The sequence below is a fragment of the Pandoraea commovens genome (assembly GCF_024704525.1).
GTDB lineage: Bacteria > Pseudomonadota > Gammaproteobacteria > Burkholderiales > Burkholderiaceae > Pandoraea > Pandoraea commovens.
In genome coordinates, this window is sequence record NZ_CP102780.1 from 1247787 (window position 1) to 1261741 (window position 13955).

General features: G+C 64.1%; 10 protein-coding genes. 8 read left to right on the top strand and 2 right to left on the bottom strand.

What is annotated here, in order from left to right; genetic code table 11:
* Positions 1–9: 9 nt before the first annotated feature.
* From NTU39_RS06190 to NTU39_RS06215, 6 genes are all read left to right on the top strand, one after another.
* Positions 10–1035, top strand: coding sequence for an ABC transporter ATP-binding protein (locus tag NTU39_RS06190; protein WP_257959505.1), 1026 nt, complete (start codon positions 10–12; stop codon positions 1033–1035).
* Entirely contained in the window at positions 1032–2138 is a 1107-nt protein-coding gene (locus NTU39_RS06195) for an ABC transporter ATP-binding protein (RefSeq protein WP_257959506.1), read from the top strand. The genes NTU39_RS06190 and NTU39_RS06195 overlap by 4 nt, the downstream gene beginning before the upstream one ends.
* 43 nt (positions 2139–2181) lie before the next feature.
* Positions 2182–3684 (top strand): ABC transporter substrate-binding protein, encoded by a 1503-nt coding sequence (locus NTU39_RS06200; protein WP_257959507.1) that lies wholly within the window; start codon positions 2182–2184, stop codon positions 3682–3684.
* A 13-nt stretch (positions 3685–3697) separates the two neighbouring features.
* The gene (locus NTU39_RS06205) at positions 3698–4642 is read left to right on the top strand and encodes an ABC transporter permease (protein ID WP_150577545.1); all 945 of its coding nucleotides are present in this window, start codon (positions 3698–3700) and stop codon (positions 4640–4642) included.
* A gap of 24 nt (positions 4643–4666) precedes the next feature.
* Positions 4667–5602: an ABC transporter permease gene (locus tag NTU39_RS06210; protein ID WP_246184647.1), complete on the top strand. Its 936-nt coding sequence runs from the start codon at positions 4667–4669 to the stop codon at positions 5600–5602.
* Positions 5603–5680: 78 nt separating this feature from the next.
* Entirely contained in the window at positions 5681–7318 is a 1638-nt protein-coding gene (locus NTU39_RS06215; RefSeq protein WP_150665278.1) for a gamma-glutamyltransferase family protein, read from the top strand.
* A gap of 21 nt (positions 7319–7339) precedes the next feature.
* Here the strand turns inward: NTU39_RS06215 and NTU39_RS06220 are convergent, their stop codons facing one another.
* Both NTU39_RS06220 and NTU39_RS06225 read right to left on the bottom strand, forming a co-directional pair.
* The gene (locus NTU39_RS06220; protein WP_257959508.1) at positions 7340–8707 is read right to left on the bottom strand and encodes an MFS transporter; all 1368 of its coding nucleotides are present in this window, start codon (positions 8705–8707) and stop codon (positions 7340–7342) included.
* Positions 8708–8813: 106 nt separating this feature from the next.
* Entirely contained in the window at positions 8814–10100 is a 1287-nt protein-coding gene (locus tag NTU39_RS06225; RefSeq protein ID WP_257959509.1) for a flavin-dependent oxidoreductase, read from the bottom strand.
* A 123-nt stretch (positions 10101–10223) separates the two neighbouring features.
* Between NTU39_RS06225 and NTU39_RS06230 the strand changes: the two genes are divergently transcribed.
* Together NTU39_RS06230 and NTU39_RS06235 are read left to right on the top strand one after the other, a co-directional pair.
* Positions 10224–11165, top strand: coding sequence for a LysR family transcriptional regulator (locus NTU39_RS06230; RefSeq protein WP_150665275.1), 942 nt, complete (start codon positions 10224–10226; stop codon positions 11163–11165).
* Between the two features lie 288 nt (positions 11166–11453).
* Positions 11454–13910 (top strand): MCP four helix bundle domain-containing protein, encoded by a 2457-nt coding sequence (locus NTU39_RS06235; protein ID WP_246184646.1) that lies wholly within the window; start codon positions 11454–11456, stop codon positions 13908–13910.
* Positions 13911–13955 lie beyond the last annotated feature (45 nt).

The following is a 13955-nucleotide window of genomic DNA, read 5'->3' on the forward strand; positions in this document are numbered from 1 at the left end:
CCCATGACCATGCCCGCAGATGCTGGGCCGGTGCTTGATGTCACCGGACTGTCGCTGAAATTCTCCAAGGCACCCGACGCGCCGAATCTGATCGATGGCGTCTCTTTCGCCGTGCACCCCGGCAAGACGCTGTGCATCGTCGGCGAATCGGGATGCGGCAAGAGCGTGACGTCGCTGGCCCTTATGGGCTTGTTACCCAGCCCGCCGGCGAACCTTGTGGCCGGACGCGCCGTCTTCGAAGGTCGCGACCTGCTGGCGCTGGACGAACGCGACTTCGCGGACCTGCGCGGCAATCGTCTGGCGATGATCTTTCAGGAGCCGATGACGTCGCTCAATCCGTCGTTCACGATCGGCCATCAGATCGAGGAGGGCATTCGGCGACATCGCGGGCTGGACCGGCGCGCCGCGCGTGCCGAAGCGCTCGACATGCTCAAGCTCGTGCGCATTCCCGCGCCCGAAACCCGGCTCGACAACTATCCGCACGAACTCTCCGGCGGTATGCGCCAGCGCGTGATGATCGCGATGGCGCTCGCCAACCGGCCCGCGCTGCTTATCGCCGACGAGCCGACGACCGCGCTCGACGTCACGATTCAGGCGCAGGTGCTCACGCTCATTCAGACGTTGCAACGCGAAACCGGCACCGCCGTCGTGCTCATCACGCACGATCTGGGTGTGGTCGCCGAAGTCGCGGACGACGTGGCCGTGATGTACGCCGGGCGCATCGTCGAGTACGGCACCGTGAGCGAGATATTCGACGATCCGCAGCACCCTTACACCATCGGGCTGATGGGCGCGATCCCGTCCATTGGCAAACGCGAAGGCACGCTGGCGACGATTCGCGGCGCCGTGCCCTCGCCGGAGCGCATGCCTGCCGGATGCCGCTTTGCGCCGCGTTGCCCGTTCGCCGAGGCGCGTTGCACCCGTGAGGCACCGCCCGAGCGGACATTGTCCGGCGCGCACCGCGTGGCGTGCTGGCTCGCGCCGGTCGAGTCGCTTACCCCGCCGCCGTCTTTGCGTGAGGAGGCCGTGGCATGAACGCACCATCGACAATGTCCCCGCTGCTCGAAGCCCGCGATCTGACCAAGCACTTCGGCGGCCATCGCCTCGGCTTTTCACGCGCCCCCACGGTGTATGCCGTCAACGGCGTGTCGTTCGCCGTGCAGGCGGGCGAGACGTTCGCCATCGTCGGCGAATCGGGCTGCGGAAAATCCACGCTGGGACGTCTGCTGCTGCGACTGCTCGACGCGACACGCGGCGAAGTGCGCTATCAGGGCGAAGACATCATGACACTGGGGGCGGGCGCGATGCGGCGTCTGCGGCGCGAACTTCAGATCATCTTCCAGGACCCGTTCGCGTCGCTCAATCCGAGCATGACCGTGGGCGGACTGATCGGTGAGCCGATTGCGTTGCACGGCCTCGCCCACGGACGCGCTCGCGACGAGCGTGTCGCCGAACTGCTGCGCACCGTCGGCCTGCAACCGGACTACGCGCAACGCTTCCCGCATGAGTTTTCCGGCGGACAACGCCAGCGCATCGGCATCGCACGCGCACTGGCTGGTGAGCCGCGCGTGATCATCGGCGACGAACCGGTTTCGGCGCTCGACGTCTCCGTGCAAGCGCAGGTCATCAACCTGCTCGAACGGCTCAAGCATGACTTCGGCCTCACGCTCATCATGGTCGCGCACGATCTGGCGGTGATTCGCCACATGAGCGACCGGGTGGCGGTGATGTATCTCGGCGAGATCGTCGAGCTGGCGAGCGCCGATGCGCTCTTCGACAACCCGCTGCACCCCTATACACAGGCGCTGCTTCAGGCGATTCCGGCGAGCCGTCCGCATCTGCGACGTGAGCGCGCACCGCTGGGGGGCGAACTGCCCAGCCCGACCGCGCCGCCGCCGGGGTGCCGCTTCCACCCGCGCTGCCCGCATGCGCGCGCGGCATGTCGGGAGCAGAAGCCGGTCGACGAAGTGCTGCCGGACGGCCGACAGGTCGCCTGCCACTTCTGGCGTGAGATTCAGAACGCCGGAGCAAGCCCGGCACGGGCGGCGGCACCGAGCGAGAAGCTGGGCGAGCGGCTCGCGCTGTACCGGGCGCGACAGTCGCAGGCCGATGCGATCGCGGCCCGCACGAGTGCTTAAGAACACCTTCACGACACCATCACACAGACAAGGGATCACACGCATGCGCAACGTTCTGCTCGATCTTGTATTGGCGGCGGCTCTCACGACCGGCGCGGCTTCGGCCATGGCGCAATCGACTATCCGGATTGGCTTGCAGGAAGACATCGGTTCGCTCGATCCTGCGCGCAGTTCGCAGGTCGTCGATCGCATGGTGCTGCGCTCGCTGTGCAGCTCGCTGGTCGATATCAGCACCGATCTGAAGTTCGTGCCGATGCTGGCCACCGCATGGAATGTGAGTGCCGACGGCAAGACGTGGACGTTCAGACTGCGCAAGGGCGTGAAGTTCCACGACGACGAGCCGTTCAACGCCGCCGCCGTGAAGGCCAACCTCGACCGTGCGCGCACGATGCAGGCAAGCAACCGCAAGAGCGAGCTGTCGTCCATCGACCATGTCGACGTGGTGGACGACTCGACCGTGAACATCGTGCTCAAGGCCCCGGATTCGGCGCTGCTCGCCACGCTGTCCGACCGCGCGGGGATGATGCTCGCGCCCAAGACGCTTGCCGACGATGCGAGCGTGCAATCGAAGCCGGTGTGTTCCGGCCCGTACAAGTTCGTGCAGCGTGTGCAGAACGATCGCGTGGTGCTGGAGAAATTCCCGGGCTTCTGGGAAGCTGACAAGTACCCCATCCAGAAGGTCATCTTCCTGCCGATTCCGGACACGACGGTGCGTCTTGCAAACGTGCGTTCGGGCTCGCTCGACATGCTAGAGCGTCTCTCGCCGTCCGACGTGAAGTCGGTCAAGCGCGACGCGAACCTCACCTTCATCTCGATGGACGGCCTCGGCTACTACGGCCTGACGTTCAACGTCGCACCGAATGCGAACAAGGCCCTGCGTGACAAGCGCGTGCGTCAGGCATTCGATCTGGCCATCGACCGCGACGCCATCAATCAGGTGATCGGCGGTGGCATCTTCACCCCCGCCAATCAGGCATTACCGCGCACGGGGCAGTATTACGACACGTCGATCAAAACCACGAAGCGCGATGTTGCGAAGGCGAAAGCGCTGCTGAAGTCGGCCGGTTTCGAGAAGGTCAACGTGACGTTGAGCTTCGGCAACAGCACCGTCTCCAACCAGATGGCGCAGATGTTGCAGGCGATGCTCGCGGAAGCGGGCATTACGCTCAAGCTGCGCCCGATGGACTACGCGGCGGCACTCGACGCCGCGCACCGTGGCGACTTCGACGTGCTCTACAACGGCTGGTCGGGACGTGTCGATCCGGACGGCAACCTGCATCAGTTCGTCTCGTGCAAGGGCAATCTGAACTACGGCCAGTACTGTAACGCCGAGGTCGACAAGCTGCTGAACGACGCACGCGTGAAGTCTACCGTCGCCGAGCGCAAGCCGTTGTATGACGCCGCGAACAAGATCCTGTCCGACGAAGACCCGATCCTCTATCTGTACGTGCAGCCGTGGCCGTATGTGCTCACGAAGAAGGTGCAGGGTTTCGTGGCCTACCCGGACGGTCTGATCCGTCTGCGCGGCGTGACCATCAAGGGCTAAGGGGACTGCCGCCATGCTGCGCCTCGTCGTCCATCGTGCGCTGGTTGCCATTCCCACGCTCATCATCGTGTCGATGATGATCTTCGGGTTGCAGAAGATGCTGCCCGGCGATCCCGTGCTCGCGATGGCTGGCGAGGATCAGAACCCGCAGGTCATCGCTGCCCTGCGCGAGAAGTATCACCTCGACAAGCCGCTGCCCACACAGTACGCGCTGTGGATCGGCAGCGTGCTGCGCGGCGATCTCGGCAACTCGTTGCGCACGGGCGAGCCTGTGACGAAACTCATCGCGCAGAAGTTGCCCGTCACGCTGCAACTGGCCATGTTCGGCCTCGTGATCGCTATTGGCATCGGTATTCCGCTGGGGATTCTCTCGGCGGCCAATCGTGGCAAAGCCATCGATTACGGATCCAACGTGCTGGCGCTCTCGGGCATGTCGATTCCGAACTTCTGGCTCGGCATTCTGCTGATCTTCCTCATCTCCGTGCGCTGGCAGTTGCTGCCGTCGTCGGGCTACGTGCCACCGAGCGAAGATCTGTGGATGAGCTTCAAGACGATGGTGATGCCCGCTTTTGTGCTCGGGGCGGCGCTGGGCGCGCAACTGATGCGTCACACGCGCAGCGCCATGCTCGGCGTGCTGCGCACCGATTACATCCGTACGGCGCGTGCGAAGGGGCTGCTGCGCGGTACGGTGGTGCTCAAACATGCGTTTCGCAATGCGTTGATCCCGATTGTGACGGTGCTGGCGCTGCTGTTCGGCGAGTTGCTCGCGGGGGCGGTGCTGACGGAACAGGTCTTCACGATTCCGGGCTTCGGCAAGCTGGTCGTCGACGCTGTGTTCAACCGCGATTATGCGGTGGTGCAGGGTGTCGTGCTGGTGACCGCTGTGAGTTTCATCGTGCTGAACCTGCTGGCCGACGTGCTTTACGTCCTGCTTAACCCGCGCCTGCGTCGCGCCTGAGAATGTGAACAGACCCTAGAGAACATGGCTGCTATCCAGACGACACAGACGTCATCCTCTTCGACGCCGGACGCGAATCCTACCGTCGCGCCGGTGGCCGCTGCCGTGAGCGCCGAGCGCCTGCCGCGTCGTCGCTATCGCGGGCTGCGCAAGTTCGCGCGCAACAAGGCGGCCGTCGCCGGGGCAATCATCGTCGCGTTCGCGGTCCTCGTCGCCCTGCTCGCGCCGTGGATCTCGCCCTACGACCCGATTGCCACGAGTTTCATGACGGTGCGTCAGGCGCCGAGTGCGCTGCACTGGTTCGGCACCGACGAGCTGGGCCGCGACATTCTCGCGCGCATGATCTACGGCGCGCAGGCGTCGCTGGCGGCGGGGGTGGTGTCGGTCGGTATCGCGGTGATCGTGGGCGTGCCGCTAGGACTCCTGGCGGGCTACTTCGGCCGCTGGGTCGACGCCATCGTCTCGCGGCTGGCCGACGCGCTGCTGTCCATCCCGTTCCTGATTCTGGCCATTGCGATGGCGGCGTTCCTCGGCGCGAGCCTCACCAACGCGATGATTGCCATCGGTGTGTCCGCCATGCCGCGCTTCGTCCGGCTGGCGCGCGCGCAGGCGCTCACCGTGAAGGCGGAAGAGTACGTCGAGGGTGCGCGTGCTATCGGCCTCACGGACACGCGCATCATCGTGCGCTACATCCTGCCGAACGTGCTGCCGCCAATCATCGTTCAGGCCAGTCTCACGGTCGCGACCGCGATCATTGCCGAGGCGAGCCTGTCGTTCCTCGGGCTGGGGCAATTGCCGCCTTTGCCGTCGTGGGGCTCGATGCTCAACACGGCCAAGGACTTTGTCGAACAAGCACCCTGGATGTCCATTTTTCCCGGTATCGCCATTTTCCTGACGGTACTCGGCTTCAACCTGCTGGGTGACGGACTGCGCGACGCGCTGGATCCTCGCGAGCAATAAACGTCACGCAACCAAAGCAACATCACGCTCCGGCAGACTTATTCCAACCATTCGAGACAGAGGTCATCAGCGATTCCCATGACGCACTTCAACTGGCAAAACCCGTACCCGACGCCGCGCCTGCCGGTGTTCGCCCGCAACATCGTGTCGACGTCGCACCCGCTCGCCGCGCAAGCCGGTCTGCGCATTCTCTGGCAGGGCGGTAATGCCGTCGACGCCGCGATTGCCGCTGCCGCGTGCATGACCATCGTCGAGCCGGTCTCCAACGGTCTGGGCGGGGATTGCTTCGCGCTGGTATGGGACGGCAAGCAGGTGCATGGCCTGAACGCCTCGGGCACCGCCCCCGGCGCATGGAACGTCGACTACTTCCGCAAGAAGTACGGCGAGGAGCACGGCATCGCCAAGCAGCCGATTCGCGGCGTCGACTCCGTCAGCATTCCCGGCGTGATCGCCGGTTGGGAAGCCCTGCACGCGAAGTTCGGCAAGCTGCCGTTCGCCGACCTGATGGCCCCGGCCATCGAGATCGCCGAGCGCGGTCATGCTGTCGCGAACATCGTGGCGCGCAAGTGGGCCGCAGCGGTGCCCGAACTCAAGAATCAGCCGGGATACGCGCAGACGTTCATGCCGAATGGCCGCGCGCCGACCACCAGCGAGATGATGCGCATGCCGGGCCACGCCCGTACGCTGCGTCTGCTGGCGAAGGAGGGCCCGCGTGCGTACTACGAGGGCGAGATCGCCGAGCGCATCGCGGCCTGGAGCGCCGAGCATGGTGGCGTGATGACGACCGACGATCTGCGCAACTATCGCGCCGATTGGGTCAAGCCCATCGAGAAGGATTATCGCGGTTACACCGTGCACGAAATTCCGCCCAACGGACAGGGCATCGCAGCGTTGATCGCGCTGGGCATTCTGGACAAGTTCGATGTCTCCAGCCTCGCGGTGGACCGCGTGCATTCGCAGCACTTGCAGATCGAGGCGATGAAGCTGGCCTTCGCCGATCTCTACAAGTACGTGGCCGATCCGCGCTCGATGGAAGTGACGCCGGAGCAGATGCTCGACGACGCTTACCTGACCGAGCGCGCGAAGCTCATCGATCCGGACAAGGCGACGCACTTCGACTTCGGCATGCCGAAGTCCGGCGGCACCATCTACCTGACGGCCGCTGACGAGCAGGGCATGATGGTCAGCTTCATCCAGTCGAACTACATGGGTTTCGGCTCGGGCGTCGTGGTGCCGGACTACGGCATCGCGCTGCAAAACCGTGGCTGCGGTTTCTCGATGGACCCGAAGTCGGCGAACGTGGTCGAGGGCGGCAAGCGCCCGTTCCACACGATCATTCCGGCGTTCCTCACGCAGAAGGTCAACGGTCAGCACGAAGCCGTGATGAGTTTCGGGGTGATGGGCGGCGACATGCAGCCTCAAGGCCATCTGCAATCGGTGGTACGCATGCTCGACTACGGTCAGCAACCGCAGGCCGCCTGCGACGCGCCGCGCTGGAAGGTCAATCGCGACTTCACCGTCGATATCGAGTCGACGATGGACCGCGAAACGGTGGCCGGGCTCGTAGCGCTGGGCCACAAGCTCAAGTCCATTGACGACCCGTACATGGACTTCGGCTCCGGCCAGTACATCTGGCGTCTGGATCGCAACGATCCGGAGCGCGGCTACGTGGCCGCGAGCGACAGCCGTCGCGACGGCCTCGCTGCGGGCTACTGAGTTCGCCGAGTCCCGTCTTCGTCAGATAGCGTCGCTCGCAGTGCGGGCGACGCGACGGGCTTCAAGCCGTGCTTCACGTTGCACGAAAGCGCTGATCGTGAAGGCCGCCACCCCGGCAATAGTCACCGGCACGGCGGCCATCATGAACAGGTGCTGCGGGTCCCAATGCAGGGCCAGCAGCACACCGCCGACGATCGGCCCGACGATGGAGCCGATACGCCCGATCCCCAAGGCCCAACCCACACCCGTGCCGCGAATCGTCGTGGGATAGGTGCGTGCGGCCAGCGCGTTCGCGCCGATCTGTCCGCCGACGACGCAGAACCCCGCCCCGAAGATCGTCGCGGTGAGCACCGCGACCGATGTGCCCGCCAATCCCACCAGCACGACGCACACCGCTGCGCCCAGATACACCACGCCGAGCGCTTTGAAGGGCGGGACGCGGTCGAATACACGTCCGAGCGTGAGCGTGCCGAGCGTGCCGCCGATTTGCAGCATGGAGGTGATGATCGCAGCGGTATCGAGTGCGATGCCTGCATCGTGAATCACCGTCGGCAGCCAGCTCGACAGGAAGTACAAATCCATCAGGCTCATGAAGAAGATCACCCACAGCAGCACGGTGATCCGCGCACGCTTGTCCGCGAAGAGGGCGGACACGCTGACATGCCCCTTGGCGTGCACGTCGGCACCGCTGTCGATGCGCACGTCTTCCGGCAGATCGGGGGCGAGTTTCCGTAAGACGGCAAGCAGCCGCGCCGGATGCTTCGCCTGCACGATGAGAAAGCGCGGCGATTCCGGCAGATGTCGCCAGGCGAGCAGTGCAGCGGCGAGCGGCAGCAAACCGCCCACGATGAACACGGATGGCCAGCCGTAATCCCGAATCAGGCCTGCCGCAGCGAGTCCACCGAGCGCCGCGCCCAGCGAGAATCCACAGAACATCACCATGATGGCGGTGGAGCGCACGCGCTCGGGGGCGAACTCCCCGGTCAGCGCAATCGCGTTGGGCATTACACAGCCCAGCCCGATGCCGGTGAGCAGTCGCAACACCAGCAGTGAAGTGACGGACGACGCGAACGCCGTCGCGAGCGACATCGCCCCGAAGATCAGCATGCCCGCGATCAGCACCGGGCGCCGCCCCACGCGATCGGACACCGGTCCGCCGACGAGCGCGCCGAGCGTGAGGCCGACCAGACTGGCCGAGAACACGGGACTGAGCGCCGAGCGATCGATGCCCAGCGCATGCACGATGGCCGGGGCCACATAGCCGATGGCCTGGGTGTCGAAACCATCGAGAAAAACGATCAGCCCGCAAAGCGCCGTGACGAATATCTGATAATGGCCAAAGGGCCGTTCGTCGATGAGCGCACGCAGATCGATGCTGGGTTGGGGCATGGCACTGTCTCCATGATCGGCCTCGTTGACGAGGCTCTGTCTAATAGGCAAAAGCGTGCGCACCTGGGAGCGCGCACGCGTGATTGGTAGTCGACTGCCGGGTGACTCAACGACCGGTCTGAGCCGCCTGAGCTGCCTGACCAGCCTGAGCGGCATTAAGTGCTTCCCGGTTCAGACCCGCAACGTTCTTGTAGCGATTCGAAATCTCCGCGAGATCGGCAGCGCTGATCACATCGTCGATATGCGTGAAGGGCTTGTCGCCGCTCAGTTCGTGCACCGTTTGCAAGATCGCGTCCGGCGGCGCTTTGCGGTTCATCAGCACGACGTCGGCGGTCGCCTTGCCGCGAATGCCATCGTAGGCCTCCAACGCCTTCGGCGTCAGACCGTGCTCGCGCAATTGTGCGGCCAGACAAGGCGCGTCGAGAATCGCCTGCCCCGCGCCATTCGAGCCGCGTGGCACCATCGGATGCGCGGCGTCGCCCAGCAACGTGACACGTCCGAAGCTCCAGCGCGGCAACGGATCCTGATCGACCATCGGATATTCCAGAATCGTCTCGGTCGCCTCGATCATGCCCGCCACATCGAGCCAGTCGAAGTGCCAGTCGGCGAATGCGGGGAAGAAGTCTTCCAGACGCCCCACGCCGTTCCAGTCGCGACGCGCCGGACGTGGCGCCTCGATCTCCGCGACCCAGTTCACCAACTGATTGCCGTGGCCGTCGACGTTGTTGCGAATCGGGTAGATCACCATCTTGCCTACCGACAGCCAGCCCGCGCGCACCATCGAAGCGCCGCTCAGGAACGGTGGCAGCACGACGCTGCCGCGCCACATGTTCACGCCGGAGTATCGCGGCGCGCCCTCAGTCGGATAGAACTGCTTGCGCACGACCGAATGGATGCCGTCTGCGGCGACCAGCAGGCGTGCCGTGACCGGCGCCAGGGTGTCGCCCTCCGGTGACTCGAACGAGATCGTGACCTCGTCGTCGTCCTGGAGAAAGCCGGTGCAGCGATGCCCCACGACGACGGCGTCTTCTCCAAGACGTTCTCGCACGGCGGCAAGCAACACGCCCTGAAGATCGCCCCGATGAATCGAGAACTGCGGCCACGCATAACCGGCATGTTCTCCGGCGGGTTCGCTGTAGACAAACTGGCCGAAGCGGTTGAAGAACGCCGACTCGCGCGTCGTCACGGCAACCTCGCGCAGTGCAGGCGTCAGGCCCAGCCCGTCGAGCACGCGTGCGGCGTGCGGCAGGATGTTCACGCCGACACCCAGCGGACGAATTTCGGGGACGGCCTCAAACACACGGCAGGCGATACCGGCTTCATGCAGATTTAGCGCGAGCGTCAAACCGCCGATACCTGCGCCGACGATGGCCACGTCGATCGATGGGGGCATGGGAAAGTCTCCTGAGCGCGACTGCGCAAATGGTTCTGGAATGGCCACCATTAAAGCGCGTCGTCAGTCATCAGGGAATTTTGACTATCATATGAATTAATATGAATCAGTTATGAATTGACGATGAACATCTCACTGCGTCAACTGAAAGCGTTCGTACTCGTGGCCACGCTGGGCAATTTCACGCGTGCGGCCGAGCGGCTGCACATCACGCAGGCGGGTTTGTCGGTCATGATGCGCGAGATCGAAACGCAACTCGGCAGCCGTCTGTTCGACCGCACGACGCGCAGCGTGACGCTGACCGACGCCGGTCATGCGTTGCTCCCGGTCGCGAGTGCGGCCGTCAGCCAGCTCGATGCCGTCGCGGGCCAGATTGCGACGTTCGGGCAGGTGTCGCGCAAGACGCTGCGCATTGCGGCCACGCCCCTCGTGTCGTCGCATCTGATGCCCGAGTGGTTCGGTACGTTTCAACGGGCGAACCCCGATGTGGACCTGCGGCTGCATGAAACCGAACTTGCGCAGGTGCATGCGCTTGTCGAGCAGGGCGAGGCGGACATGGGCTTCGGCTTTTTCACCAAGGCTTCGCACGGCATCGAGCGAACCCTGCTGCAATCGTTTCGTCTGATGCGCGTGACGGCGACGAAGCGACCTGCCCGCAAAGCGGGCAACCCCAAAGCGGAAGCGGGCGATGCATCGTGGCACGCCCTGCGGGGCGAAACGCTGATCGGTCTGCCGTCGGACAATCCGATTCAGCAACTTGTCGAGACGCATCTCGCGCGCATCGACCGGGCAGACGAGCCACGCGCGCCGTTTCGCCGCTTTGAGACGCTGATCGGCATGGCCGAAGCCGGTGTCGGCACAGCGATCGTGCCGACGTTCGCGCTGCCTGCATGTCGTCATCGCGCGGTACGTTGGGAGGTGCTCACTGACCCGGAAGTCACGCTGGGTTTTCATCGCATCGTGAAGCGCGGGCGTGCGAAGCCCGAACTGTGGCGACAGTTCACCGAGCTGGTCGTCGAATCGCTGCAACGCATCGATGCCATCGCGGACGAGCGCAGAAGTTAGTGCTGACTGGGTGGCCGCTGCAACGCGAAGGATGGGGGACGTTGTGAGGACCGAAATCTTGAGGGTCTAAGGATGTTAGCCTCGTCAGTACGCGCTTACTCATCTCGGATTCCTACACGGCACTACGGCATCAAGGTAACGTGAAGCTTCTGTTGATTCATCGAATCGTCACAGTTCACCCGCAATAATCACGGCGCACGAGGAATCTACAAACTAATTCGGCGGCCGATCTACTGCGTCAAATCACGCGTGGCACCGGGCGCCGGTGCGACCCGGGGAAATGACGCAATGACCATCCGTCATCGAATAACGCTATTGGTGATCCTGACGTTTGTCGCGCTCTCGATCATTGGTGGCTACGCGGTCTATCAGACACGCGCCAGCGCTCACAAAGTACGGCAGGTAACGGAAGGTGTGGTGCCCAGCGCGCTCGCTTCCGCCGATCTCGTCTCGCAAGTCAAGGCGGTGCAGATCGCCACGATGACGCTGGTCTACGCGCCCGACGAAACCGTCGTCGAACAGGCGCTCGACAATCTCAAGAAGCTGCGCGGCGACATCGACCAGTCGCTCGCCCGTCAGGCCGAAGGCGCCGCAAGCGACGCCCAGAAGGGGCTGGTGACGCAGGCACGCGAGAGCGTCGACAACTACTTCAACGCCATCAACGACACCGCCAAGCTCAAGCAGGCGGGCAAGACGGAGATGGCGCAGGCGTTCCTCTTCGCGATGGTCGCGCAGTACCGCGATGAACTCGAAGGCGTGGTCAACACGCTGCGCGTGGAGAAGAACCGTCAGAAAGACTCGGCCATCGCCACGCTCAACGACACGCTCTCGACCACCACGACGGCCATCGGCATCGTGACGGGGCTTGCCATTGTGCTGCTCACGGCCATCGGTGCGCTGCTGTATCGCCAGATCACGCGTCCGCTCTCGCGCATGCAGGCCATGATGAGCGAGATTGCGAACAGTCAGGACTTCACCCGTCGCGTGCCGGTCGGCCGTATGGATGAAATCGGGCACTCCATCGTCGCTTTCAACGGGATGATCGAGAAGATTCAGGAGCGCTCCGCGCAACTCAAGCAGAAGACGGCCGACATTCAGGCGATGTTGCAGAACATGCAGCAGGGCATTCTGACGGTCGTCGACGGTTCGAAGGTGCACGGCGAATACTCGGCCTACCTCGAAGCGATCTTCGAGACGCAGGACATCGCCGGTCGCGGTGTCATGGATCTGGTGTTCGCCGATAGCGATCTGGGGTCCGACGCCGTCTCGCAAGTCGAAGCGGCCATCGATGCCTGCATCGGTCAGGACGCCATCAACTTCGCGTTCAACGAACACCTGCTGGTCGGCGAGATCGGCAAGCGCATGCCGGACGGCCGCATCAAGCAGCTCGATCTGACGTGGTCGGCGATCACCGATGAGACCGACACGATCCTGCGCCTGATGCTGTGCGTGCGCGACGTGACCGAACTGCGCGAACTCGCGGCTGAAGCGAACGAGCAGAAGCAGCGTCTGGAGATGATCGGCGAGATTCTGGCGGTGAGTCAGGAGAAGTTCCATCACTTCATCGAAAGCTCGACGGGCTTCATTCGCGAGAACGAGCGCATCATCCGCAAGCACTCGCAAGCCGACAGCGCGGCCATTGCCGAGCTGTTCCGCAACATGCACACGATCAAGGGCAATGCGCGCACGTACAACCTGCAATACCTGACGAACGTCGTGCACGAGACCGAGCAGCGCTATCACGATCTGCGTGCACCGGACGAGGCTCGTTTGTGGGATCAGGACGGCCTGATGCGCGAACTCGAACGCGTGCGCGACGCTGTCGACACATATGCTCACATCAACGAAATGAGCCTCGGTCGCAAGGGTCCGGGCCGCACCGCCGACGAACAGTCGATGGTGGTGGACCGCGCGCACATCCGCGCGAGCCTGCGCATGCTCGAAGCCGCCGATCCGAACGATCCGCATCAACTGGTCGCCATGCGCGACGCGGTGCACCAGACGCTGCGTCTGCTGGGCACCGAAGGTGTAGGCGAAGCGCTGGGCGGCGTACTCGATTCGCTGCCGTCGCTCGCGGGCGAACTCGGCAAACCCGCTCCGGCCGTGCGTATCGACGACAACGGCTACCGTCTGCGTGCCCCAGCCGTGCGCATTCTGCGCGACGTCTTCATGCACCTGCTGCGCAACTCGATGGACCACGGTCTCGAAGGGGCGGACGAGCGTCGTGCGAAGGGCAAGCCAGCGGCGGGCACCATCGATATCGAAGTGGGTCTCGATCACAACATGCTGCAAGTCACGCTGACCGACGACGGTCGTGGCCTTGCGCTGCATCGCATTCGCAGCATCGCCGTGCAGCGCGGCTGGATCACGGCCGAGACGTACGTAACCGACGAACAGATCGCGCAGTTCATCTTCCGCCCGGGCTTCTCGACAGCGTCGAGCGTCACCGAGGTGTCGGGACGTGGCGTTGGCATGGACGCCGTGCAGGACTTCGTGCGCCGCGAACACGGCCGCATCGAACTGCGCTTCACGGATGAACGCAAGGGCGCGGAATTCCGGCAGTTCCAGACGGTGGTGTGCCTGCCCGACAACCTCGTGGTCGACGGCTTCGATCTGAACAGCGTGGCGGCCGATGCCGTCGACCTGCCCGCGCTGGAAGACGGTGCCCCGCAAGCCGGATCGAACGGTCTGACGGCGGCGCAGGACACGTCGCGAGACGACTTGTCGCAAACCGGGAAAGTCTGAGGCGCGAACATGAGCGTCGGAATCCCGGCGTAAGGACGATCGGCG

Bases quoted from the DNA above. Each gene is read 5' to 3' on its own strand.
- NTU39_RS06190 (WP_257959505.1), top strand. From the start codon at position 10: ATGCCCGCAGATGCTGGGCCGGTGCTTGATGTCACCGGACTGTCGCTG.
- NTU39_RS06195 (WP_257959506.1), top strand. From the start codon at position 1,032: ATGAACGCACCATCGACAATGTCCCCGCTGCTCGAAGCCCGCGATCTG.
- NTU39_RS06200 (WP_257959507.1), top strand. From the start codon at position 2,182: ATGCGCAACGTTCTGCTCGATCTTGTATTGGCGGCGGCTCTCACGACC.
- NTU39_RS06205 (WP_150577545.1), top strand. From the start codon at position 3,698: ATGCTGCGCCTCGTCGTCCATCGTGCGCTGGTTGCCATTCCCACGCTC.
- NTU39_RS06210 (WP_246184647.1), top strand. From the start codon at position 4,667: ATGGCTGCTATCCAGACGACACAGACGTCATCCTCTTCGACGCCGGAC.
- NTU39_RS06215 (WP_150665278.1), top strand. From the start codon at position 5,681: ATGACGCACTTCAACTGGCAAAACCCGTACCCGACGCCGCGCCTGCCG.
- NTU39_RS06220 (WP_257959508.1), bottom strand. From the start codon at position 8,707: ATGCCCCAACCCAGCATCGATCTGCGTGCGCTCATCGACGAACGGCCC.
- NTU39_RS06225 (WP_257959509.1), bottom strand. From the start codon at position 10,100: ATGCCCCCATCGATCGACGTGGCCATCGTCGGCGCAGGTATCGGCGGT.
- NTU39_RS06230 (WP_150665275.1), top strand. From the start codon at position 10,224: ATGAACATCTCACTGCGTCAACTGAAAGCGTTCGTACTCGTGGCCACG.
- NTU39_RS06235 (WP_246184646.1), top strand. From the start codon at position 11,454: ATGACCATCCGTCATCGAATAACGCTATTGGTGATCCTGACGTTTGTC.